The sequence below is a fragment of the Roseovarius sp. MBR-154 genome (assembly GCF_053628595.1).
Genome location: NZ_JBRJGR010000001.1, coordinates 318,540 through 342,214, shown reverse-complemented (window position 1 = coordinate 342,214; position 23,675 = coordinate 318,540). Strand labels below are relative to the sequence as shown.

The window sequence follows — 23,675 nt, the reverse complement described above, 5'->3', positions numbered from 1 at the left end:
ATCGCGTGTATGTAGGCAGGACAAGACAAGGCACCAAGGGGGCAAGCCATGATCCGGAGATTCGGCGAGGCACCGCGCCACGATATCCGCTATCGGTTGCGGCCGGGGGTCTATGCGATCCTGCCGCAGGCGCGGCATCTGCTGGTGACGCATCAGGCCGAGCCGGTGCCGGAACTGCAACTGCCCGGCGGCGGGATCGACCCGGGCGAGCATCCGCTGCGCGCGCTGCATCGCGAGGTTTATGAGGAAACCGGCTGGATCATTGCCCGGCCCCGGCGGATCGGCGCGTTTCGACGGTTCACCTATATGCCGGAATATGGGTTCTGGGCGGAGAAACTCTGCATGATCTACCGCGCCGATCCGGTGCGTGCCCTGGGCGCGCCGACAGAGCCCGGGCATCGCGCGGTCTGGATCACGCCCGCGCAGGCGGCAAGGCAGCTTGGCAATTCAGGCGACCGGCACTTCGTCAGCCGGGCATTGGGTCTGGTCTGAATTCCAGCAGGACGGCGGAGATATCATCCTGAAAATCGGCGTCCTCGGCAAACTCCGAGAGTTTCCAGATCAGTGATTCGAGAAAAGCGCGCCCGCGTGTCTGGCGCAGGTCGCGCAGGATGCGGGCCAGCCCTACCTCGTCGAGCAGAGAACCATCGCGCGCCGCGCATTCGGTGACCCCGTCGGAATGGATCAAGAGCCGGTCGCCAGGGGCCATCATCGTTTCGAATTGGTGGAACGTGGCGCCGTCGATCAGGCCCACGGGAAAACCGCCCTCACCAATAAACTCCACCACGCCACAGGCTCGCTGCAGCGCGGGATAGGGATGACCCGCCTGTGCGATTATGACATGGCCACTCTGCAAATCCACATCGGCGAGCGCGATGGTGAAATAATGTTCGGTCTCCATCTCCGACATGATCACGCGGTTGAGCATGCCGATCGCCTCGGCGGGGGGGCGCGGGGCAAAACCGCCACGGCGCGTTTTCTGCAAGGCCAGGTTCTGCTCGGGCACCGACGATGACAGATACCCCGCCAGCCGCGCCGTCATCAACGCTGAACTGATGCCATGTCCGGACACATCGATCCCATAGAGACCGATCCGACCCTCGGAAATCGGGAACATTCCCACCAGATCGCCGCCCACATGACCCGCCGATTGCAGAAGCAATGACACCTCGGCGGTGCCAAAATCGCGATAGCGTTCGCTGACCAGTGATTGCTGCAGCTTCTTGGCTTCGATCAGATCGCTGTCGAGCGAATCATAAAGCGATTGCAATTCATCGAGGGTGGACGTGATCAGCCGGTTCTTCTCGGTCAGTTCCCGCTCCATTTGCAGAATCCGCGCCCCGGCGGCGATGCGGGCGCGCAACTCGGCGGCGTTGACCGGTTTGGTCAGAAAGTCATCCGCCCCGGCATCGAGACCGAGCGCCACCTCGTCCTTGTCGCTCTTCGACGTGAGCAGGATGAAATACCCGTAGGCCTCGCGTGGCATGCCCCGGAACGCACGGCAGAATTCGAGCCCGGTCATGCCCGGCATCATCCAGTCGCTGAGCACAAGATCAGGAACATATCCAGCGCAGATATCGAGTGCGGCGGCGCCCGACTCGGCCTCGCGCACATCGAAACCCCATCGCTGCAACGATGCAGTCAGAATGCGGCGCTGCGCGCGGCTGTCATCGACCACGAGGACGCGACGGATGACGTTTCCACCCGTCTCTACCGGTCCGCTTTCTGTTCTCGGCACCCGCACGATCATTCCTTTGGCCTGTTCTCGCTTGCGATAGCGCGGGCGGGCTTAACGGTGCGTAAATGTTAAAATTTTGCGGGTTTCGACGCATGATTTAACACTATGGAAGGGATTGCGGGGCATCTTGGCACGATCAAAGGAGGGCGGATCATGATCGACTGGAACCGCGTTCGAAACTTGCGGGATGAAATCGGGACCGACGCGTTCGAAGAGGTTGTCGCGCTCTTTATCGAAGAGGTCGAGACCGAGATAGAGAAGCTGCGCGCACCGGATGAGACGCTCGACATCGAGGCACAGTTGCATTTCCTCAAGGGCAGCGCGCTCAATCTCGGCTTTGGCGATTTCTCGGATCTCTGTCACCGCGGCGAGGGGACGGCCGGCACGGGAAGGGCCGCCGACGTGAACCTGGAGGAAATACTCGACTGTTTTGACCGGTCCAAGACGGCGTTTCTCGCCGGGCTGACGGCAGAGGTGGTCGCCGCCTAGATCAGGAACTCCGCCAGCACCTCGTCGCGGGTGATGTCGCGGTAATCGAATCCGGCATCGTCCAGCTTGCGCAGGATATGAACGAAATTCTCGGGTCGCGTGGTCTCGATCCCGATCAGGACGGAGCCGAAATTGCGCGCCGATTTCTTGAGATACTCGAAGCGCGCGATATCGTCCTCGGGCCCAAGTATTTCAAGGAAATCGCGCAAGGCCCCGGGGCGCTGCGGCATGCGCAGGATGAAGTATTTCTTGACCCCCGAGTAGCGCTGCGCGCGCTCCTTGACCTCGGGCAGGCGTTCGAAATCGAAATTGCCGCCCGAGGTGACGCAAACCACGGTCTTGCCCCGGATCGTATCACGCATGTCCTTGAGCGCATCGACGGCGAGCGCCCCCGCCGGTTCCAGAACGATGCCCTCGATGTTGAGCATTTCCAGCATCGTGGTGCACAGCCGGTCCTCGTCGATCACCCGAGCCTGCGCCGGATCAAGATCGGCGAGCCGCGCAAAGGTGCGCACACCGATCTGTGCCACGGCGGCGCCATCGGCGAAATTCTCGACATGGCGCAGGCGCACCGGTTCCCCGGCGGCAAGGGCCGCGGCAAGACAGGCACCGCCCGCAGGCTCGACCAATGTGAGGTTGACGCTATCGCCCATGTAGCCGCGCACCCCGGCCGATAGCCCCCCACCACCCACCGGCAGGATCAGGTGATCAGGCATGCCGCCCAACTGCGCCTCGATCTCGACGGCGACGCTGGCCTGCCCTTCGATCACGTCCTCGTCGTCGAACGGCGACAGGAAATGCCCGCCCACCTCGGCGCAATAGGCCTGGGCGGCCTGCAGCGTATCGTCGAAATAATCGCCGGTCAGGCGGATCGACACCGCATCGCCCCCGAATTTCTCGGTCTTGCCGATCTTTTGCTGCGGTGTCGTCACCGGCATGAAAATCACGCCCTTGACCCCGAAATGCCGACACATGAAGGCCACGCCCTGCGCGTGATTGCCGGCACTGGCGCAGACGAATTGCGTGGTTTCGGGCCGCGCCGCCAGAGCCTTGCGCATTGCGTTGAACGCGCCGCGCAGCTTGTAGGAGCGCACCGGGCTCAGATCCTCGCGCTTGAGCATGATCTCGGCCCCGTACCGTTCCGACAGGTGATCGTTGCGTTGCAGCGGCGTCGGCTCGAACACGGCGCGCATGGCGGCCTCGGCGGTGCGGGCGTTATCCTGAAACTCGGTCATCCCGTTTCAGTGCCGCAATCGGGGCGTGCTGGCAAGGGGCGCACCTTGCCCCGGCACGGAAAACCGGCTAAGCGCGCTGCGATATCCGCGAGAGAGGGGAAACACATGTCCGCGCCCAAGAAAGTTGTTCTGGCCTATTCCGGGGGCCTCGATACCTCGATCATCCTGAAATGGCTGCAGACCGAATATGGCTGCGAGGTGGTGACGTTTACCGCCGATCTGGGGCAGGGCGAAGAGCTGGAGCCGGCGCGGGAAAAGGCGAAACTCCTCGGGATCAAAGAGGAAAACATCTATATCGAGGATGTGCGCGAGGAATTCGTGCGCGATTTCGTGTTTCCGATGTTCCGTGCCAATGCGCTCTATGAGGGGCTCTATCTGCTGGGCACCTCGATTGCCCGGCCGCTGATTTCCAAGCGTCTGGTCGAGATCGCGCACCTGACCGGGGCCGATGCCGTGGCGCATGGTGCAACCGGCAAGGGCAACGATCAGGTGCGGTTCGAACTGGCGGCCTATTCGCTCAACCCCGATATCAAGGTGATCGCGCCCTGGCGGGAATGGGATCTGACCAGCCGCACGCGACTGCTTGAGTTTGCCGAGAAAAACCAGATCCCGATCGCCAAGGACAAGCGCGGCGAAGCACCGTTTTCGGTCGATGCGAACCTGTTGCACACGTCAAGCGAGGGCAAGGTGCTGGAAGACCCGGCAGAGGCCGCGCCGGACTATGTCTATCAGCGCACAGTCAGCCCCGAGGCGGCTCCCGATACCCCGGAATTCATCGAGGTGACGTTCGAGAAGGGTGATGCCGTGGCCATCAATGGCGAGGCGATGAGCCCGGCCACGATCCTCACGAAGCTCAACGAATTGGGCGGCAAACATGGCATCGGGCGGCTCGATTTCGTGGAAAACCGGTTCGTGGGCATGAAATCGCGCGGCATTTATGAGACCCCGGGCGGCACTGTCCTTCTTGAGGCGCATCGCGGGATCGAGCAGATCACGCTCGACAGTGGCGCGGGGCATCTCAAGGATTCGCTGATGCCGCGCTATGCGGAACTGATTTACAACGGCTTCTGGTTCAGCCCGGAACGCGAGATGTTGCAGGCGGCCATCGACAAGAGCCAGGAACATGTCAGCGGCACGGTGCGGCTCAAGCTCTACAAGGGGTCGGCGACGACCGTCGGGCGCTGGTCCGATCACAGCCTCTATTCCGAGGCACATGTGACCTTCGAGGAGGATGCCGGAGCCTATGACCAGAAGGACGCGGCGGGGTTCATTCAGTTGAACGCGCTGCGCCTGAAATTGCTGGCCGCGCGCAACCGGCGTCTCAAAGGTTGAGGGCCACGTCGCGCAACCGCTCATAGGCGGGCATCGCCGCCTCGGCCAACGCAGCGCGCGCACCATCAAGCGCGGGCGGTGGCCCCTCGGCGGGGGCAAAGCCGGTGCTGTCATGCACCGCCCCGTACCAATGCGCCGCCCAGACGCCATCATCGGCATGGCCACCGCGCGGCCACGCGAGCATGGCGGGCGTCCAATTCAGGCCGATGGCGGCGCAGAGCCGTTGCAGCATGGTCTCGGGGGCACGGCGGATATCGGCGGAATCGATGACGACGGGCGATTGCCCCACGGCTACCAATTGATCATAAAGTTCGACCTGCTGGACAAAGCCGATATCGGCGAGTGTCGGGTTGTCATACTTGGCCGAGAAACTGGCGGCGACGCGCGCCGGGTGGCGGATGAGAAAGACGTTGGTCAGCTCATTCACCCAGTCGCGCGGCATGCCTGGGATCATGTGCTGGGCCATGTGTTTCTGATAAAAATGCGGCTTTTGCGCCGGAACAGGGCCTAACAGCCGCTCTACCACGCGCATGGGATCTCGCGGCTGCGCGGTCATGATCGCGTCGCGCATCGGGTGATCGAGCCCGGTCTGCGCGAGATAGGCGGCATAGAACGGCTCATCCACCACGGCGCAATCGCCACGCGCGGCAAAGCTGTACATCATCGCGGTGGACAGGTTCCGTGGCCCGGACCACATGGCGATGCGCATGTCAGCCCCGCCCGGCAATGTGATCATTCGTCATCGTCAATCGCCCGTCCCCCATGTTCACGGCATGCTAATCCTGTCTAGGATCGTCGAATCACCGATGCAACAAGAGAGGCAGGCAATGGACGCGAAGTTCTGGCACGATCGCTGGCAAGAGGGGCGGCTCGGCTTTCACGAGGGCACGGTCAACCGGATGCTGGAGGCGCATATCGGCGCGCTGGCGCTGGGCGAGGGGGCGCGGATCTTTGTCCCGCTCTGCGGCAAGGCGGTCGATATTCCCTGGCTGTTGTCGCGCGGCTATCGCGTGGCCGGGGCCGAGTTGAGCGAGATCGCGGTGCGCGACCTCTTTGCCGAGATGGGCGTGACGCCGGAGGTCACCGACACGGGCGCGCTTCGGCGCTACGCGGCGCAGGGGGTCGAGATTTTCGCGGGCGATATCTTCGATCTGACCGCCGAAAAGCTTGGCCCGGTGGATGCGGTCTATGACCGCGCCGCGCTCGTGGCCCTGCCGCAGGAGATGCGCCGTCGCTATGCCGCGCATCTGGCCGAGATCACGGAACGCGCGCCACAGCTTCTGGTGACCTTCGAATACGACCAGTCGGTGATGCCGGGGCCACCCTTTTCGCTGAGCGAGGCGGAGGTGCGCACCTGTCACGACGCGCGATTCACAATCTCCCAACTGGCGGATGAGGAGGTGCCGGGCGGCCTCAAGGGCATATGCCCCGCGCGCGAAAAGGCGATGCTCCTGCGGCCGCGCTAAGGGCCTGACACTGACCCCAAGGCCATGTGGCGGTTGACATCCTTGTAGAGCAGGTAGCGGAACGGCCCCGGCCCGCCCGCATAGCAGGCCTGCGGGCAGAAGGCGCGCAGCCACATGAAATCGCCGGCCTCGACCTCGACCCAATCCTGGTTGAGCCGGTAGACCGCCTTGCCCTCGAGGACGTAGAGCCCGTGCTCCATCACATGGGTCTCGGCAAAGGGGATGACGCCGCCGGGCTGAAAGGTGACGATGGTCACATGCATGTCATGGCGCAGATCCTCGGGGTCGACAAAGCGGGTCGTGGCCCAGACCCCGTTTGTGTCGGGCATCGGCGTGGGGGCGATGTCGCGCTCGTTCAGGATCAGCGGTTCGGGCGCGTCGAGCTCATCGACCCACTGATACCGCTTGCGCAGCCAGTGAAAGCGGACAGCCTGATCGCCGTGATTGCGCAGCGACCATGTGGCACCGGGCGGGATATAGGCATAGCCGCCCTCGGCCATGTCATGCGTCTGGCCTTCGATGGTCAGCCGCAGCGCTCCCTCGACCACGAAGAGCACCGCCTCGGTGCCTGGTTCGGTCTCGGGGCGGTGGCTGCCACCGCCGGGCTGCACCTCGGCGATATATTGCGAGAAGGTTTCGGCAAAGCCTGATAGCGGCCGTGCGATCACCCAGAAACGCGCCTTGTCCCAGAACGGCAGGAGGCTGGTGACGATATCGCTGAACGTGCCCCGGGGAATGACGGCATAGGCCTCGGTAAAGACGGCACGATCGGTCAAAAGCTGGGTCTGCGGTGGCAAGCCGCCCTTCGGGGCGTGGTAGCGGGGCGGGTGCATCTCGGGCCTTTCGTGATCCTGTGTTGCGCGTCTTATGCCATGCCATGCGGAGCCGGGACATCCCCCGGAATAATTGAAAGCCTATCAGTAAAAGCCGTAAACTGCGCTGTAGCGATCCGGTTCTCACTCCCGACAGTTTTCCTCGCGCGGTTTCGGCAGATCGGCTGGCGCGCGCGGCTGCGCTGTCCGTCATGGATAGGTCGATCCCGTGATCGGTGCGCTCGGCGTGCATTCAGAAGCTGGAGCGCAGGTAAACTCGGCATGCGGAACTGTCCTGAGGCGTTTGACGCCGCGCTTGAAAAGCTGCACAAACTGGGTGACATCGAGGTTAATGTTGCATGGCCCATCAAGGGGCCGGATCTTTCGAAAACGTCAGGACCCGTCCGAACAGCCCAGAGTCTGAAAGGCAAACGTGACTATCGCCAAGCACCGCACGACGGTTTTCGAGATTCTCGTGCAAAAACACTTCTGTGATATCGAACTGGCTGCGGTGGTCCACACATTGCAGACAGCGAACATGGTGCTCGGCAGCTCTCGTTACGACTGGCGGATCATTTCGGACAAGCCCGGTTTCGTGCAGGGGGCCGGGGTCTGCCTCGTGCGCGCCGCGCCGGTCATTCCAGACCACTGCCTAGCGGATTATCTGATCGTGATCGCGTCGAAAAAGCGGGATCCTTCTGTCTGGTTGACGCGTGTTCGCAGCATGCGGCGCCTTGGCAAGGCCGTGATCCTGCTGGCCGATGCTGCGACGCAATTCATCTCGCGCACGCAGACCGAGACCGGGGCGGTGACAACGCATTGGGCTGATGCCGTGGTCCTGCGCGAGACCCAGGACCTGCCGCGCCTGACAAGCAACCTGTCGGAAATGTCCAATGGCATCATCACGGCTGCCGGACGCACGGCCACGCCAGAGTTGATCCTTGGCCTTCTGGCGGGCGAACTAACCGTGTCCGAGATCACCGATATCGGTCGGCACCTCTTGTTGCCGAGCATCCGGACAAGTTCCAGCACCCAGCCTTTCGCCCATACCGCCTTTCAAAAGTTCTATGACAAGGCCGTGTCGGATGCCCTGGCGTTGATGGAAGCGAACCTCTCCGAGCCATTGTCGATCGCCGATATCGCAGAGCATGTCGAGACCTCACAGCGCTGTCTTGAACGGCGCTTTCGCGCGGTGCTCGAAACCTCACCTGGCCAATACTACAAGCAATTGCGCGTCCGGCGGGCGCATCGGCTGGTCCAGGAAACAAACCTGCCCCTCATCGACATCGCCATCGCGACCGGTTTCGGCTCGACAGGAACGCTGTCCACCAGCTTCAAGAAATTCTACGGCGTGACGCCCTCTGATTTCCGGAGCAAACACAGGGACCGCATCCTGGATTATTCAGAACAGATGTGACGGATCAGGCAGAGTCGTCCCGCCAGATCATGTCTGCCAAGGGCGAGACTTCGGAGACAGCGTTCATCGGAGAGGGCAGGGGCTTCTTCTCGACCAGGCGTCGAGCCAGAGCTTTTCGAGGTGCATCTTGTACAGCGGGTGCCGCGGGCGGTTATTCACCGCGTCAGTATGATGGATCGCCAGCCCTCACCAGCAGGGCTGGACGATCTCGCCGTTATCGTGACGTATCTCTTCCAGTTCAGCCATCAACGGGCGCCGGGAGCCAAGATATCAAGCGCCTCGGTCCGCTTGGGATCGAATTCCGGGTTCGAATACTCGTTTTGGCGCCACGTGATGGTTGTCCGCCCCCCAAGGGCGCGCGTCCGACATGCAGGACGGCGGGCGGCCGACTGCCGTTATCCCTGCGCCGCCGTCACGATCAGTTCCACCTTATACTCGGGCGTGGCCAGCTTTGCCTCGCCACAGGCCCGGGCGGGGGCATGGCCTTCGGGAACCCAGGCATCCCAGACGCTGTTCATTTCCGCGAAATCGCCCATGTCCGCCAGCCAGATCACGCATTGCAGGATGCGCGTGGCGTCTGATCCGGCCTCGGCCAGCAGCTTTTCGACCTTCTCGATGCAGGTGCGGGTCTGGTCTGCCACGCTGTCGCCCGGATTGCCGACCTGCCCGGCCAGATAGACGGTGCCGTTATGGGTGACGGTCTGGCTCATGCGCTGGCCAGTATGGTGGCGGGTGATATCGCTCATCGGTGGGTCCTTTCGGTTGGATCAACAAAAACGCTCGGGGGCGAGCGCGGCGCGGGTGGCCGCGTCGAGCACGGGTGCGCCGCCAGTCAGCAGCGCGGCACTGAATTGCGATAGCGCGGGCGCGGTCTGAACGCCATAGCCGCCCTGCCCCGCCAGCCAGAAAAAGCCTTGGCGGCGCGGATCGAAGCCCGCCACCGGCGTGCGGTCGGGGGCGAAGGTGCGCAGGCCGGCCCAGCTATGCTCTAGCCGCGTGACCTCATGGGTCACCGCCTGCTCGAACCGGTGCAGCCCCTCGGCAAGCACCATGTCCTCGGGCCAGGCATCGTGCGGATCGACCGGATCTTCGTCGGCGGGCGAGACCATCAGCTTGCCCGCCTCGGGCTTGGCGTACCAGGTCTCGGCGATGGAGCCGAAGATCGGCCATCGCTCGGTGTCATGGCCCTCGGGGGCCGGGATGATCGCGGCGGAGCGGCGATAGGGCTGCAGCCCGAGGCGCGGCAGCCCGGCCAGTGCCGCCACCTCATCGGCCCATGCGCCTGCGGCGTTGACCACGGTAGGCGCACTGAAGGTGCCCTGCGCCGTGTCCACGTGCCATTGCCCGGCCTCATGGCGCAGCGCCTGCACTTGCGCGCCGGTGACGATCTGCCCCCCGCGCCCCCGCAGCATCCGTGCATAGCCCTGCAACAGCAGATCCACGTCGATGCCACGCGCGTCGCGTTCGATCATCGCGCCCGCGATGCGCTCGGGGCGCAGGATGGGGACGATCTCGGCGGCCTCACGGCCTGTCAGCCGCTCCACCCCCACCGCGCCGTCGAGATAGGCGTCGAGCACTGGCAACTCCTCCTCAGAGGCAACCATCAATTCGCCGCGCGGGCTGAGGATCGGTGTGTCGCTGATCTCGCCGGGGTGCTCGAAAATCGGCTCGGCCACGGCGTTGAGGGCGCGCAGCGTGGCATTGCCGTAATTGCGGATGAAGATCGCCGCCGAGCGCCCCGTCGCGTGATAGCCGATCTGCGGCTCGCTCTCCAAGACGGTCACGCGCGCCCCGTCGCGGGCGCATTCCGCCGCCGCACTGACCCCTGCGATGCCGCCGCCGATGACGATGATATCGGTCATAGCTGCGCCTCCTCGAAACCGGTCAGCGTGGCGGTCAGGTTCTGGCCCAACTCCTCGCAGAGATAGCCGCCCTCCTGCACGAACAGCGTGGGCAACCCGAGGCCCGCAATGGCCGCACCGATGCGCCCGAAGCCCGGCGTGGTGATCGCCAGCCCCTGGAACGGATCGCCCTCATAGGCATCGAGGCCAAGCGCCACGACCACCGCATCGGCCCCGAAATTCACGATCCGCTCCAATGCGCGATCCAGCGTCCTCAGATAGTCGTCATCGCCGGTCTTGCGCGGCAGCGGCAGGTTTAGGTTGTACCCGATGCCGCGCCCCGCGCCGCGCTCGGACGCATGGCCCCAGAAGAACGGGTAGAACCGTTCGGGATCGGCATGGATCGAGACCGTCAGCACGTCGTCGCGGTCGTAGAAGATGCCCTGCGTGCCGTTGCCGTGATGCACATCCACGTCGAGGATGGCGGTGCGCAACCCCGCCATACGCAACCGTTCGGCGGCGATGGCGGCGTTGTTGAGAAAGCAGAATCCCCCCGCCAGATCGCCGAAGGCATGGTGCCCCGGCGGGCGGCAGAGCGCATAGGTGGCGCGCTCGCCGCCGCGAACAAGATCGGCCCCCGTCACGGCGCTCTGCGCCGACCAATAGGCCGCCTCCCACGTGCCCGCGCCGATGGGGCAGGCGGTATCGGCCTGATGATAGCCCGCCTGCCCAACGGCGGATTTGGGGTAGCCATCGCCGCGCGTGGCGGGGTGGATGTTGGGGATCACCTCCGGCCCGCCGCCGTCGATGCGCTGCCAGCGGGTGTGGATGTTGCGCAGGAAGGTCACATATTCCGGCGAATGGAGCGCGGCGATGGGGCCAAGCCCGGCATCATTGGCGGCGATCATCTCGCAGCCCGCCGCCTTTGCACCGTCAGTCAACCGCGCGATACGCTCGGGCTGTTCCGGGCTGGGCTTAATGACGCCGTTGGCCATGAAATGCTGCGGGTCGTGCTGCCACTGGCGGTCGTCGAAAATGGCCTTCATCTGCCCTCTCCCTTCAGTCTGTCAAAGCCCGCCCGTGGCAGGCGCATCTGCGTCACGCGGTCCTGCGGCGCAAAGCCGAGGCGCTCGTAGAAGCGGCGCGAGGCGGTGCTGTGGCCATAGACCGCCAGCGTCATCCACGCTGCGCCCCACTGGATGCCTGCCCGGCGCGCCACCTCGGCCAGCAGGTGCCGCCCGGCCCCCTGCCCACGGGTCGCCGCATCGACCCAGAGGTCCGAGACATAGACCCCCGCCGCCCCCTGCGCGGTGGAAAAAACCGGGCTGTAGAGCGCCGCGCCGATCACGTCCCGCTCTACCGCCAGAAGCCCGTAGGCCGCTGGCGTATCGCCCATCAGCCCCGCGCGCAAGGCGTCGAGCCCTGCCCGGTGCGTATCGCCCAGATCATCGCTGAGCGCGCGCAGGGCGCGATCCAGCAGGACCAGATCCGCCTCCGTTCTCACCGCGCGAAACTCCGTCACCATGTCTCAGATCGCCGTCCGATCCGCGCCCTTGAGGCGCAGCAGGCGGCGCGCGCCCTCGGCATCCACCACCTCGCGGCCCATGGCCTCGACAATGCCGCGCACTTTCTCCACCTGCTCGGCATTCGAGCGCGCCAGCGTGCCGCGCGCAATCGTCAGGCTGTCCTCCAGCCCCACGCGCACATGCCCGCCCATTGCCGCCGCCTGCGCCGCCATCGGCATCTGATGCCGCCCGGCGGCCAGCACGGAAAACATGTAATCCCGACCAAAGAGCTTGTCCGCGATGCGCACCATATGCGTGAGGTTCTCGGGGTCCGCGCCCATGCCACCCAAGACACCAAAGACGAACTGGATGAAATAAGGCGCGCGGATCAGCCCGCGATCCGCGAAATGGCGCAGCATGTAGAGGTGGCTCAGGTCGTAACATTCAAATTCGAACCGCGCCCCGCGTTCCTGGCCCAGTTCCGTCAGGATGCGGGCGATGTCTCGGGGGGTGTTCTTGAACACCAGATCATCCGAGCCTTCGAGAAAGGGCTGCTCCCAGTCGTGCCGCCAGTCGGTGATCCGCTCTGCCATCGGGTAGAGCGCGAAATTCATAGTGCCCATGTTGAGCGAGGCCATTTCCGGCGCGGCCTCGATGGGCGCGGCCAGCCGTTCATCGAGCGTCATGGTCGCGCTGCCCCCGGTCGAGAGGTTGAGCACCGCATCGCAGTCCTGTTTCAACCGGGGCAGAAAGGCGCGGAAATGGGCGGGGTCGGCAGAGGGCCGCCCGGTTTGCGGATCACGCGCATGCAGGTGCAGAATGGCCGCCCCCGCCTCTGCCGCCTCGATCCCGGCGAGGGCGATTTCGCCAGCCGTGATCGGCAGGTGCGGCGACATCGAGGGCGTGTGGATCGAGCCTGTCAGCGCGCAGGTAATGATAATCTCGCGCATTACACGGCCTGCTCCAGCGCGGGGCGGATTTCGTCTGTAAACTCTGCCAGCGAGGCATCCAGCATCTCGGTAATCTCGTCCAAGTGCGTCTCGGTCGCGATCATCGGCGGGGCGACGATGATATGGTCGCCCTCCACCCCGTCGCGGGTGCGCCGCGAATAGACGATCAGACCCTTGTCATAGGCGATCTGCACAAAGCGGTTGAAGGCTTGCAGGTGCCTGGGCAGTGGCGCCTTGCTGCCCCGGTCGGCCATGAATTCGAACGCCGTCAGCAGCCCCTTGCCGCGCACGTCGCCGATGATGGCATAGCGCTGCATCAGCCCCTCCAGCCGTTCCTTGAGTTTCACGCCCATGCGCGCGGCGTTGCCCACCATGTCCTGCCGCTCGATCTCGTCGATCACGGCCAGACCGGCGGCACAGGCCAGCGGGTTGCCGGCATAGGTATAGCCATGCAGGAAACCGCCCGCGTCCAGCACCGCCTCGACCAGCCGTTCGTGTGCCACCATCGCGCCAAGCGGCACGTATCCGGCGGCAAAGCCCTTGGACATGACGACGATGTCGGGGGCGAGGTTCCAATGCTCTGAGGCGAGGAATTTGCCGGTCCGTCCTGCACCGGTCATCACCTCGTCCAGAATGAAGAGCACGCCGTATTTGCGGCAAATCTCTTGTATGCGCTCCATATAGCCGCGCGGCGGCACCAGCGCGCCGGTCGAGGCGCCGCCGATGGGCTCGACCACAAAGGCCAGCACGCTTTCGGGGCCTTCCTCAAGGATCTTCGCCTCCAGCATGTCGGCGTAATGGTGGCCGGTCGCCTCGTCCTCGGGGTCGAGCCCGTCGAGATAGGCGCGGGGCGCGGGCACCTTGGGCATGGCCTGCATCATCGGCGCAAATGGCTCGGTCAGCGGCGCATAAGAGGTGATGGCGAGCGCGCCGAGCGTGCAGCCGTGATAGGACGGCGCGCGGCTGATGATCTTCCAGCGGCTGCCCTCGCCGGTGGCGAGCGCGTATTGCCGCGCCAGCTTCAGCGCCGATTCCACCGCCTCGGACCCGCCCGAGACGAAGAACACGCGGTTGAGGCCCGCAGGGCACAAGGCGGCGGTCTTGGCGGCGAGTTTCTCGGACGCCTCGGTCTCGAAATGCAGGCGATACCCAAAAGTGGATTTCTCCATCTGACGGCGCATCGCCTCGAGCACGTTCTCGTTTGAATGGCCGATATTGCAGACCATCGCGCCGCTTGAGCCATCCAGATAGCGCTTGCCATCCACGTCCCACATATAGACGCCGCGCGCCTGATCGAGCACCGGCTTGCGCTCGCGCCCCTGATAGAAAAGATGAGAGGGTTTCACGTTCATTGTCTTATCCCGGAAGTGCTGCGCAGTCCTGCGGGCGCAAGTGCAGATGGACCGTGTCGCCCGCAGCAAAGGGGTGTTCGTCGATCATGTTGATGGCTTGCAGCTGTGCCTCGCCCGCGCGGACGAAATAGCGCACCGCCTGTCCCTGATAATCCACGGTTTCCACGGTGGCGGGAATCGAAATCACGCCCTCGGGGGCGGCGGTTTTCGACAGCAACAGTTTCTCGGCGCGCACCACCAGCTTGGCCGCGCCTGTGCCGGTCAGATTGGGGGCCTTGGCGGCAGGCACCGTCACCTTGCCGAAGGTCGCATCCTCGACCACCACGCTCGCGCCATGCTCGATACAGTGCGCCTCGGTGATGTTGGACGCCCCGAGGAAATTGGCGACGAATTCGGAGGCGGGGGTGTTGTAGACCTCTTCGGGCTTGCCCACCTGCTCCACCCGCCCCTCGGACATCACCACGATCAGGTCCGACATGGCGAGCGCCTCGGATTGGTCGTGGGTGACAAAAACGGTGGTCACCCCGATACGCTCCTGAATGCGCTTCAACTCCACCCGCATATCCTCGCGCAGGTTGGCGTCGAGCGCCGAGAGCGGCTCGTCCAGAAGCAGCACGTCCGGCTCGATCACGATGGCACGGGCGAGGGCGATGCGCTGTTGCTGGCCGCCCGACAACTCCTTGGGGTAGCGGTCGCCGACATTGGGCAATTGCACCAATTCCAGCGCCGCCTGCACCTTGGCCGGGATCTCGGATTTCGGCACGTCGCGGTATTTGAGGCCAAAGGCCACGTTTTCGGCAACGGTCTTGTGCGGAAAGAGCGCGTAGTTCTGAAAGACGAGGCCGAGATTGCGCTTGTGGATGGGCACGTCGTTGACGCGTTTGCCGCCGATCAGGATTTCGCCCTCGCTTGGGTCGAGCAGCCCGGCGATCATCCGCAGGTTCGTGGTCTTGCCACAGCCCGACGGCCCCAGCAGCGTTACGAACGCTCCTTCGGGGATCTCCAGCGTGGTGCGATGCACGGCGGTGAACGTGCCGAAACGCTTGACGATGTCTTGCAGGGTGACGGCGCTCATCTGCGGACTCCTGTCAGGAAAAAGACCCCGCCCCGGGCGATGCCGGGGCGGGGCATTGACTTAGTAGCCGCGCTGCACGCGGCTGAAGGTCTCGGACCAGTCCGCCTCGTTGCCGTTCCAGTAGTTCGGATCGGCGAAGGTGAGCGAGTCGAGCGTGCCGGTCGGATCATAGGCCGGCAGGGTGGGGATCTTGTCGCCCAGATCGACCTTGGTGCCGTCAAGCGCGGGCGGATAGTTCTGCCCCTCGGCCACGGCGATGGAGGTCTCGGGCGCCAGCATGAAGTTCAAGAGTTCCTCGCAGGCCTCGACCGGGCTGCCCTTGAGCACATGCAGGCATTCCTGCCACGCAAAGCTGCCGGGCGCGTCGTAATAGCCGATATCGTGGCCCTGCTGCTGCAAGGCGGCGATGCGACCCGACCAGCCTTCGGTCACGTAGATCTCTTCCTCCGCCAGAAGGCTCATCAGTTCCGCGCCCGACGACCAGTATTTCAGCGCCAGATCGCGGTGGCTGCGGATCGCGTCCCAGACCGCCTCCATGTCCTGAATATTGTTGGGATCCTGCCCGGTCTGCAACGCGCCATACCAGATCCGCGTGCGCCATTCCCCCCAACCACCGATCTTGCCCTTATAGGCTTCGTCGATCAGGATGCTGGCGCCTTTCTCCTTCATCTCCTCGTCCGAGATATACTTGCGGTTATAGGCCAGCCCCGTGGTGCCATAGTCATAGGGCACAGCCGACAGGTAATCCGGCGTCACACCCCGGAACGCATTGGTCAGCGCATCCATCACCAGCGACATGTTGGGGATGTTGTCGAGGTTGAGTTCCACCGTCAGGCCGAAATTCACGTAGCGGGCGTAATCGAACACGCCCGACAGATGCGCGATGTTGTATTCGCCCTCTTGGCTGGAGCGGACCTGCGCCAGATATTCGTCGCTGCCCGCAAAGGTGCCGTCCACAACCTCGATGCCGGTCTTCTTGGTGTATGGCTCGAACGCATGCTCGCGGAACGCCTCGGACACCACGCCGCCCCAGCCGTCAAAGCGCACCTTTTGCACGTCCTGCGCATGGGCGAACTTGGCAAAGGGCGTCTGCACGCCATAAGCCAGGCCCGCAGCCCCGATCAGCCCCAGAAAATTGCGCCGGTCCAGATCGCCGTTGCGATAGCGGTCCAGAAGTCGTTCATAACGTTTTGTATTGTCCATCTTTCATATCTCCTTGTTGAGGGTTGGTGCGGTTCTTAAGTGCCGCTTTTCATGGCGAGTTTGCGGGCCACCGCCGCACCCAGCAGCGGCAGACCCACGGTCATCACGATCATCACCGTGCCAAGCGCGTTGATTTCCGGGCTGATCGAATTGCGCAGCATCGAGAAGATCTGCGTCGGCACGGTCTCCACCCCGCCGGGCTTCCAGAAGAGCGTGCCGGTGATGTCGTCAAAGCTGATGGTGAAGGCAAAGAGCGCGCCGGCGGCCACCGCGGGCAGCATCAGCGGCAGCGTGACCGAGAAAAACGTCTGCACCGGCGACGCCCCGAGGCTCAGCGCCGCCTCTTCCACGTCGCGCTTGATCGACACCAGACGCGCCTGCACCACGAGGATCACGAAGGGCAGGGTAAAGATCACATGGCCCGCCAGCAGCAGCGCAAAGCTCTTGCCCAGACCGAGCCAGTTGAGAAACAGCAACAGCGCCACCGCCAGCACCACCTCGGGCACCAGAATGGGCGCGATCAGCAGCGTGGTGATCGTGTTGCGGCCGGGGATCTTGTAGCGCACCAGCGCAAGGCTCGCGAGGATACCCAGCGTGGTCGAGATCACCGCCGTCATCAGCCCCAGCACGATCGAGGTCTGAAAGGCCCGCATCACCGCGTCGTTGTTCCACAATTCCACGAACCAGCGCAGCGACATGCCGGTCATCGGGAAACTGCCGAACTGATTGGCGTTGAACGACAAAAGAACCACCACCGCCACCGGCAGGAACATGAAGCCATAGACCAGCACGGTCCAGATGCGGATCGCCTGCCAGCCCATCACCCGAGCCCCTTCGCCAGTTGCGCCATGCCGAGATAGCGGTTGTAGATGCCCACCAGCACGCCCAGCACCGCCAGCAGCAAGAGCGACAGCGCCGAGCCGAGCGGCCAGTTGAGCTGCGTGATGATCGCCTCGAACACCAGGTTGGCGAACATCGCATCGGTCGGCCCACCGAGGATCACCGGGGTGATATAGGTGCCCGCGCCCAGCACGAAGCACAGCAATCCGCCCGCCGCCAGACCGGGCAGCGACAGCGGCAGGGTGACTTGGGTGAACGCCTCCCAACGGGTCGCTCCGAGCGAGGTGGCGGCGTCTTCGAGATTGGTGTCGATACCCTCCAAGCTGACATAGACATTCAGCACCATGAAGGGCAGCAGGAAATGCACGAGGCCGAGGATCACCGTCGCCTCGTTATAGAGCATCTGCATCGGCTCGCTGATGATCCCCAGCGTCATCAGCAAGGTATTGAGCGCGCCGGACGTGCCGAGGATGTTGATCCAGCTCATCGTGCGGATGATGTAGCTGATCCAGAAGGGCAGCATCAGCAAGAGCAGCAGGATCATCTTGTTGCCCTTGGACCGCGCGATGAAATACGCCGCCGGATAGCCCATCAGCCCGCAGATCAGCGTGGTGATCGCCGCGATCTTCAGCGTGTTGAGCAGGATGTCGCGATAGAACCGGTCGCTCAGCGCCTTTTGCCAGTTGTCGAGGTAGAACCCCACCTGATCTGCGCCCATCGCCGAGCGCAGCCAGAACGAATAGACCACGATGAACATCAGCGGGATGATCAGCAGAAAGAGCACCGCCCCAAGGGCGGGTGACAGCAATATCCACGGCTGTCTTGCCTCGCGGGCTTCGACCGACATGCGTCTCCCTTTCCTGCGCGTCCCGTTCAGTGCGGGCTTGCGAGCAGGGTGCAAAGCGGGCAATCATTAATCAAATAGATAAGAGGAATTGTGACAATAGATGAAATCTATGGATAGCCGCCACAGCCCCGAACGAATCATGCGCGAGATGGATTGGAACCTCTTGCGCACCTTCGTCGTGCTGGCGCAATCACGGTCGGTCACAGATGCCGCAAACCGGCTACGCCTGACGCAGCCTTCGGTTTCTACCGCCTTGAAAAGACTGGAGGATCGGGTGGGCAAGCGCCTCATTCACCGCTCGCCTGGGCGGTTCGAGCTGACCGAGGCGGGCGAGGTGCTTTATCGCGAGGCGCTGGATATCCAGGGCTCGATCCTGCGGCTTTCGACCCTGATGCGCAACATGACCGACGAGGTGACAGGGCATGTGCGGGTGTCCTTGGCAAGCCATGTCATCTGCCCGCTTTTTGATCAGGTGCTGGCCGAATTCCACGCCGAGAACCCGCGCGCCACCCTCTCGATCGAGGTGCATTCCTCGGCGCAGGCGATCGAAACGGTCTCGGCGCGGTCAGCCTCCTTCGCCATCTGCCTCGTGCATCAGCGCAACCCCAAGCTGGAGTATCTGCGGCTTTACCGCGAATTCTTCGGCCTCTTTTGCGGCCCGCCGCATCCCCTCTTTGGTCGTCGCGAGTTGACCCGCGCCGATCTGGCGGGCCAAAGCGCCGTTAGTTTCGAGACCGACCGCCTGCAGGACGCGCTCAAGCCGGTGACGCTGATGCGCGCGCAGGCGGAACTCGGCGACCAGATCATCGCCACGTCGAGCCACCTGGAGGAGGTGCGGCGCTTGATCATCGCGGGGGTCGGCATCGGGCCCTTGCCGCTGCACGTGGCCGAGCGCGATGTGCGCGACGGGCTGCTCTGGCAATTGCCGCCCTATGACCAGACGGCGGCGGTCGATGTGCATGTGGTCTGGAACCCGCGGGCGGTGCTCAACCGCGCCGAACAGTCCCTGCTCGACCGGCTCTTGCGGCGGATCGACGAAACACCGATAGAAGCACGGACCTATCGTTGACACCACCCCGCGACGGGGCTGGTCAAGCATCGTGATTGCGCGCACTCTTGCACCTGAGCGGTGACCCGATACAACGAATGCGTCTTGAGAGCGCAGAGGAGTCCTCATGTCGATTGCACTCATCATTCTGGCGGCGGGCAAGGGGACGCGGATGAACTCCGATCTGCCCAAGGTTCTGCACCGGATCGCCGAGGCCCCGATGCTGGTGCATGCGATGCAGGCCGGTGCCGCGCTTGATCCCGACCATACCGTGATCGTGGCAGGGCACGAGGCCGAGGCGGTGGCCGAAGCAGCGCAAGAACATGACGAGACGGCGCGCATCGTGCTGCAAGAGGAACAGTTGGGCACCGCCCATGCGGTGGCGCAGGCGCGGGAGACCTTGGCGGGCTTCACCGGCGATGCGCTGGTGCTCTATGGCGACACGCCATTCATACGGCCCGAGACGCTGGAAAAGATGGCCGCCGCGCGCACCGCGCATGACGTGGTGGTGCTGGGGTTCGAGGCCAGTGATCCGGCCCGCTACGGGCGGCTTGTGGTCGAGGGCAGCGCGCTCACGCGGATCGTGGAATTCAAGGATGCAAGCCCGGCAGAGCGCGCGATCACGCTGTGCAACAGCGGCGTGGTGATGGCCCCCGCGCCCCTGCTGTTCGATCTGATCGCAGAGGTCGGCAACGGCAACGCCTCGGGCGAGTATTACCTCACCGACATAGTCGGGCTGGCCCGCGCGCGCGGTCTCTCGGCCACCGCCGTCACCTGCGACGAGGCCGAAACCATGGGCATCAACAGCCGCGCAGAGCTCAGCATGGCCGAGACCGCCTTTCAGGCCCGCGCCCGCGCCGAGGCGATGGAAAACGGCGTGACACTGGTCGCGCCCGAGACTGTCTTTTTCGCATATGACACCCATCTCGGCCGCGATTGCCTGATCGAGCCGAACGTGGTCTTCGGCCCCGGCGTCACCATCGAGACCGGCGCGCATATCCGCGCCTTCAGCCATCTTGAGGGCTGTCACGTCGCGCGCGGCGCGGTGGTCGGGCCCTATGCCCGGCTGCGCCCCGGCACCGAGTTGAGCGAGGACAGCCGCATCGGCAATTTCGTCGAGGTCAAGAACGCGCTCATCGGCGAGGGGGCCAAGGTCAATCACCTGAGCTATATCGGCGATGCGCAGGTCGGGCGCGACAGCAATATCGGGGCGGGCACCATCACCTGCAATTACGACGGCGTGATGAAGCACGAGACTCGCATCGGCGAGCGGGTCTTCATCGGCTCCAACACCATGCTGGTCGCCCCGGTCTCGGTCGGCGATGAGGCGATGACCGGCTCGGGCTCGGTGATCACGCAGGATGTGGCCCCCGGCGCGCTCGCCATCGCACGCGCCAAACAGGTCGACAAGCCCGGTTTCGGGCGCAAGCTGATGGAGATGCTGCGGGCCAAGAAGGCGCGACAGGACAAGGAGCGCGGGTAATGTGTGGAATCATCGGGGTCCTCGGCAACCACGAGGCGGCACCGACGCTGGTCGAGGCGCTCAAGCGGCTGGAATATCGCGGCTATGACAGCGCCGGGATCGCCACGCTGAACGACGGGCGTCTCGACCGGAGGCGCGCCGTGGGCAAGCTGGTGAACCTGTCGGATCTGCTGGTGCATCACCCGCTCGCGGGCAAGGCCGGGATCGGGCATACCCGGTGGGCCACGCATGGCGCGCCGACCGAGGCCAACGCCCATCCCCACAAGGCCGGGCCGGTCGCCGTTGTGCATAACGGCATCATCGAGAATTACCGCGAGCTGCGCGCCGAACTCACGGAGGCCGGCATCGGACACGAGACCGAGACCGACACCGAGACGGTGGCGCTGCTCGCGCATCACCACATGACGCAGGGCATGAGCCCGGAGGCCGCCGCGCGCGCCACCGTCGCCCGGCTGAAGGGGGCCTATGCGCTGTGTTTCCTCTTCGACGGCTATCCCGATCTGCTGATCGCCGCGCGCAAGGGCAGCCCGCTCGCTGTGGGTCATGGCAAGGGCGAGATGTTCGTGGGCTCGGATGCCATCGCGCTTGCGCCGATGACCGACCGCATCACCTATCTCGAGGAAGGCGATATCGCGGTCGTGACCCGGCAAGGCGTGACCATCACCGACGCGACCGGCGCACAGGTCACGCGCCCGGTCAAGACCATCGATAGTTTTGATGCGCAGGTCAACAAGGGCGGGCACCGGCATTTCATGGCCAAGGAGATCGCCGAGCAGCCCTCGGTGATCGGCACGGCGATCACCCATTACCTCAGCGCGGACGGGCGCGACATCGTGCTGCCCGAGGGCATGCCCGATCTGGCCGAGGTTCCGCGACTGAGCCTGGTGGCCTGCGGCACCGCCTATTATGCCTGCCTCACCGCGAAATACTGGTTCGAGCAATTGGCGGGCCTGCCGGTGGATGTCGATATCGCCTCGGAATTCCGCTACCGAGAGCCGCCGCTGGTGCCGGGGACCGTGGCACTCTTTGTCAGCCAGTCGGGCGAGACCGCCGACACGCTTGCGGCGCTGCATTACTGCAAGGGGCGCGCCGATGCGATCGTGTCGCTGGTCAACGTCACCGAAAGCTCGATCGCGCGCGACAGCGATCTGGCGCTGCCGATCCTTGCCGGGGCCGAGATCGGCGTTGCCTCGACCAAGGCCTTCACCTGTCAGCTGACGGTGCTGCTGCTCCTGGCGCTCAAGGCGGCGCATCTGCGCGGCCGGATGAGCAGCGACGGACTGGCCGACATGCTGTCGAAACTGCGCGCCCTGCCCGCCACGCTGAACACCGCGATGGAGACCGGCCCCGCCATCCGCGCCGCCGCGCGCGATCTGTCGGGCGCGCAGAGCGCGCTTTTCCTGGGCCGGGGCCTGATGTATCCGCTGGCCCTCGAAGGGGCGCTCAAGCTCAAGGAAATCAGCTATATCCATGCCGAGGCCTACGCCTCGGGCGAGCTCAAGCACGGGCCCATTGCTCTGATCGACGAGACACTGCCGGTGATCGTCATGGCCCCTTGTGATGCGCTTTTCGACAAGACCGTGTCGAACATGCAGGAGGTAATGGCGCGCGGCGGGCAGATTCTGCTGGTCTCGGACGCCAAGGGCGTCGCGGCGGCGGGCGAGGAGACATGGCAGGCCATCACCCTGCCAGATGTCGATCCGGTGCTGGCCCCCATCCTCTACGCGCTGCCCGCGCAACTGCTGGCCTATCACACCGCCATCGCCAAGGGCACCGATGTGGACCAGCCGCGCAACCTCGCGAAATCCGTGACGGTGGAGTGAGGTCAACACGCATGCTCTGGCTTCATATCGGCATGCCCAAGACGGGCACCACGGCGCTTCAGGGGTATCTGCATGCGCAGCCGGGGTTTCTGGAGGGTCACGGTATCCGCTACATGACCACAGGCCGCGACCGGGGCACCGGGAAAGCGCGACTGATCTGCCACAACGCCATGGCCATTCACATGAGCCGCGGCTGGCAGAATGCGCCCGAAGAGGAACCCGAGGGTTTTGCCGCAGAATATGCCGGGCAAGACGCACAGCACTGCATCCTCTCGAGCGAGATGTTCTTCGGCCGCGACCTGACACCGCTACAGGACCGTTTCCTCAGCCGAATCGACGCGCCCGTGCGCATCATCCTCTATCTCCGCCGCTTCGATGATTTCATCGAGGCCGATTACAAGCAACGCGCCAAGAACGCGATGCAGACCGGCGGGGTCGATGCCTTCGTGGCCCGGAGGCTGGAGCAGATTGAAAGCGATCCCGATTACATGAATTTCGCCAGCCTCTTCGCGCGCATTGAGGCGCAGGTACCGGGGGCCGAGATCCGGCCTCGCCTCTACCTGCGCGACGAGATGGCAGGGCAGGACGTGATACCCGATTTCCTGTCGGTTCTGGGCGTCGACCCCGAGGCTGTGACCCTGCCGCGCGTCGCCGCCAACCGGTCGCTGTCACGTCTCGCCAGCGAGGCGCTCGGTCTCTTCGACGAGCGGGCCGCCGGATATGACAAGAAAGCGCGCCGCCGCATCGGGCGGCTGCTACAGCAGAGCGAAGACCCGAGGTTCTTTGCCAGTGGCGACGTGCTGACACCGGACGAGCGCCAGCAGATCAACGACACGCTGGAGGCGCGCAACGCGGTGATGCGACAGCGGTATTTCCCGGATCGCGACAGGCTCTTTCCCGCGCGCGCCGATTTGCCAGAGCATCCGCCGCGCGGCCATGCGGGCGAGGTGGTGGAGTTTCAGCACGCGGTGCGCGCCATCCTGAAACTGATCCGGCGCGAGAGCTGAAGCGCGGCGAAAATGGCGTGTTGCTGCCGTTGCCGTTGTGCCCCTGCGCGGAATCAAGGGCGAAGCCCGCCGCGCATCGCCGGGCCGCCCCCCGGCACGGCGATTTGGCTGCAACCTGCTGTGCGCTCAGAGGTTTTTTGGGCTTGGCTGAGATAAAGCGCTACAAAACTGACGTTGGATCGCCGCACCGCGGCCCGTCGATGCGCGGCTCG

23 protein-coding genes are annotated in these 23,675 nt (G+C 64.3%); 9 read left to right on the top strand and 14 right to left on the bottom strand.

Annotation, left to right across the window (positions count from 1 at the left end; genetic code table 11):
• The first annotated feature begins 48 nt into the window (after positions 1-48).
• Entirely contained in the window at positions 49-492 is a 444-nt protein-coding gene (locus ACSSV4_RS01615; protein WP_454273020.1) for an NUDIX domain-containing protein, read from the top strand.
• On the opposite strand, the gene ACSSV4_RS01610 is transcribed toward ACSSV4_RS01615, so the two are convergent.
• Positions 467-1,750 carry a PP2C family protein-serine/threonine phosphatase gene (locus tag ACSSV4_RS01610; protein ID WP_454273019.1) on the bottom strand — a complete coding sequence of 428 codons (1,284 nt, stop codon included), beginning with the start codon at positions 1,748-1,750 and terminating at the stop codon, positions 467-469. The two genes, ACSSV4_RS01615 and ACSSV4_RS01610, sit on opposite strands and share 26 nt — an antisense overlap.
• Before the next feature lie 141 nt (positions 1,751-1,891).
• Between ACSSV4_RS01610 and ACSSV4_RS01605 the strand changes: the two genes are divergently transcribed.
• Positions 1,892-2,227, top strand: coding sequence for an Hpt domain-containing protein (locus tag ACSSV4_RS01605; protein ID WP_454273018.1), 336 nt, complete (start codon positions 1,892-1,894; stop codon positions 2,225-2,227).
• On the opposite strand, the gene ilvA is transcribed toward ACSSV4_RS01605, so the two are convergent.
• Complete coding sequence (ilvA, locus tag ACSSV4_RS01600; protein ID WP_454273017.1) at positions 2,224-3,462, bottom strand: threonine ammonia-lyase IlvA; 1,239 nt, start codon at positions 3,460-3,462, stop codon at positions 2,224-2,226. The two genes, ACSSV4_RS01605 and ilvA, sit on opposite strands and share 4 nt — an antisense overlap.
• A gap of 105 nt (positions 3,463-3,567) precedes the next feature.
• Here ilvA and ACSSV4_RS01595 point away from each other — a divergent pair, with 105 nt between their 5' ends.
• Positions 3,568-4,794 carry an argininosuccinate synthase gene (locus tag ACSSV4_RS01595; protein WP_454273016.1) on the top strand — a complete coding sequence of 409 codons (1,227 nt, stop codon included), beginning with the start codon at positions 3,568-3,570 and terminating at the stop codon, positions 4,792-4,794.
• On the opposite strand, the gene ACSSV4_RS01590 is transcribed toward ACSSV4_RS01595, so the two are convergent.
• Positions 4,784-5,503, bottom strand: coding sequence for a sulfotransferase-like domain-containing protein (locus ACSSV4_RS01590; RefSeq protein ID WP_454273391.1), 720 nt, complete (start codon positions 5,501-5,503; stop codon positions 4,784-4,786). The genes ACSSV4_RS01595 and ACSSV4_RS01590 overlap by 11 nt on opposite strands.
• A gap of 118 nt (positions 5,504-5,621) precedes the next feature.
• On the opposite strand from ACSSV4_RS01590, the gene tmpT reads away from it, so the two are divergent.
• Positions 5,622-6,260 (top strand): thiopurine S-methyltransferase, encoded by a 639-nt coding sequence (gene tmpT / locus ACSSV4_RS01585; RefSeq protein WP_454273015.1) that lies wholly within the window; start codon positions 5,622-5,624, stop codon positions 6,258-6,260.
• Here the strand turns inward: tmpT and ACSSV4_RS01580 are convergent.
• Positions 6,257-7,093 (bottom strand): bifunctional allantoicase/(S)-ureidoglycine aminohydrolase, encoded by an 837-nt coding sequence (locus ACSSV4_RS01580; protein ID WP_454273014.1) that lies wholly within the window; start codon positions 7,091-7,093, stop codon positions 6,257-6,259. The two genes, tmpT and ACSSV4_RS01580, sit on opposite strands and share 4 nt — an antisense overlap.
• Positions 7,094-7,505: 412 nt before the next feature.
• On the opposite strand from ACSSV4_RS01580, the gene ACSSV4_RS01575 reads away from it, so the two are divergent.
• A complete protein-coding gene (locus ACSSV4_RS01575) occupies positions 7,506-8,489 on the top strand; it encodes a GlxA family transcriptional regulator (protein ID WP_454273013.1) in 984 nt (327 codons plus the stop codon).
• 395 nt (positions 8,490-8,884) lie between these two features.
• Here the strand turns inward: ACSSV4_RS01575 and ACSSV4_RS01570 are convergent, their stop codons facing one another.
• The 10 genes from ACSSV4_RS01570 to ACSSV4_RS01525 are packed head-to-tail and all read right to left on the bottom strand — an operon-like array spanning position 8,885 to position 18,102.
• Positions 8,885-9,235 carry a RidA family protein gene (locus tag ACSSV4_RS01570; protein WP_454273012.1) on the bottom strand — a complete coding sequence of 117 codons (351 nt, stop codon included), beginning with the start codon at positions 9,233-9,235 and terminating at the stop codon, positions 8,885-8,887.
• A gap of 21 nt (positions 9,236-9,256) precedes the next feature.
• Positions 9,257-10,351 carry an NAD(P)/FAD-dependent oxidoreductase gene (locus tag ACSSV4_RS01565; protein WP_454273011.1) on the bottom strand — a complete coding sequence of 365 codons (1,095 nt, stop codon included), beginning with the start codon at positions 10,349-10,351 and terminating at the stop codon, positions 9,257-9,259.
• The gene (locus tag ACSSV4_RS01560) at positions 10,348-11,376 is read right to left on the bottom strand and encodes a histone deacetylase family protein (RefSeq protein ID WP_454273010.1); all 1,029 of its coding nucleotides are present in this window, start codon (positions 11,374-11,376) and stop codon (positions 10,348-10,350) included. Before ACSSV4_RS01560 ends, ACSSV4_RS01565 begins: the two co-directional genes overlap by 4 nt.
• On the bottom strand, positions 11,373-11,834 hold the full coding sequence (locus ACSSV4_RS01555; RefSeq protein ID WP_454273009.1) for an N-acetyltransferase family protein: 462 nt from the start codon (positions 11,832-11,834) through the stop codon (positions 11,373-11,375). Before ACSSV4_RS01555 ends, ACSSV4_RS01560 begins: the two co-directional genes overlap by 4 nt.
• A gap of 24 nt (positions 11,835-11,858) precedes the next feature.
• Positions 11,859-12,785, bottom strand: coding sequence for a 3-keto-5-aminohexanoate cleavage protein (locus ACSSV4_RS01550; RefSeq protein ID WP_454273008.1), 927 nt, complete (start codon positions 12,783-12,785; stop codon positions 11,859-11,861).
• Positions 12,785-14,137, bottom strand: a complete 1,353-nt coding sequence (locus tag ACSSV4_RS01545) for an aminotransferase family protein (protein ID WP_454273007.1) — start codon at positions 14,135-14,137, stop codon at positions 12,785-12,787. The genes ACSSV4_RS01550 and ACSSV4_RS01545 overlap by 1 nt, the downstream gene beginning before the upstream one ends.
• 4 nt (positions 14,138-14,141) lie before the next feature.
• A complete protein-coding gene (locus ACSSV4_RS01540) occupies positions 14,142-15,212 on the bottom strand; it encodes an ABC transporter ATP-binding protein (RefSeq protein WP_454273006.1) in 1,071 nt (356 codons plus the stop codon).
• Between the two features lie 60 nt (positions 15,213-15,272).
• Positions 15,273-16,415: an ABC transporter substrate-binding protein gene (locus ACSSV4_RS01535; RefSeq protein WP_454273005.1), complete on the bottom strand. Its 1,143-nt coding sequence runs from the start codon at positions 16,413-16,415 to the stop codon at positions 15,273-15,275.
• Between the two features lie 35 nt (positions 16,416-16,450).
• Positions 16,451-17,236 carry an ABC transporter permease gene (locus ACSSV4_RS01530; RefSeq protein ID WP_454273004.1) on the bottom strand — a complete coding sequence of 262 codons (786 nt, stop codon included), beginning with the start codon at positions 17,234-17,236 and terminating at the stop codon, positions 16,451-16,453.
• Positions 17,236-18,102 carry an ABC transporter permease gene (locus tag ACSSV4_RS01525; protein ID WP_350141695.1) on the bottom strand — a complete coding sequence of 289 codons (867 nt, stop codon included), beginning with the start codon at positions 18,100-18,102 and terminating at the stop codon, positions 17,236-17,238. The genes ACSSV4_RS01530 and ACSSV4_RS01525 overlap by 1 nt, the downstream gene beginning before the upstream one ends.
• Positions 18,103-18,211: 109 nt before the next feature.
• Here ACSSV4_RS01525 and ACSSV4_RS01520 point away from each other — a divergent pair, with 109 nt between their 5' ends.
• From ACSSV4_RS01520 to ACSSV4_RS01505, 4 genes are all read left to right on the top strand, one after another.
• Positions 18,212-19,171, top strand: coding sequence for a LysR family transcriptional regulator (locus tag ACSSV4_RS01520; RefSeq protein WP_454273390.1), 960 nt, complete (start codon positions 18,212-18,214; stop codon positions 19,169-19,171).
• Positions 19,172-19,277: 106 nt separating this feature from the next.
• Positions 19,278-20,633, top strand: coding sequence for a bifunctional UDP-N-acetylglucosamine diphosphorylase/glucosamine-1-phosphate N-acetyltransferase GlmU (gene glmU / locus ACSSV4_RS01515; RefSeq protein WP_454273003.1), 1,356 nt, complete (start codon positions 19,278-19,280; stop codon positions 20,631-20,633).
• Entirely contained in the window at positions 20,633-22,456 is a 1,824-nt protein-coding gene (gene glmS, locus ACSSV4_RS01510) for a glutamine--fructose-6-phosphate transaminase (isomerizing) (protein WP_454273002.1), read from the top strand. Before glmU ends, glmS begins: the two co-directional genes overlap by 1 nt.
• An 11-nt stretch (positions 22,457-22,467) precedes the next feature.
• On the top strand, positions 22,468-23,463 hold the full coding sequence (locus ACSSV4_RS01505; protein WP_454273001.1) for a hypothetical protein: 996 nt from the start codon (positions 22,468-22,470) through the stop codon (positions 23,461-23,463).
• The last annotated feature ends 212 nt before the right edge of the window (positions 23,464-23,675 follow it).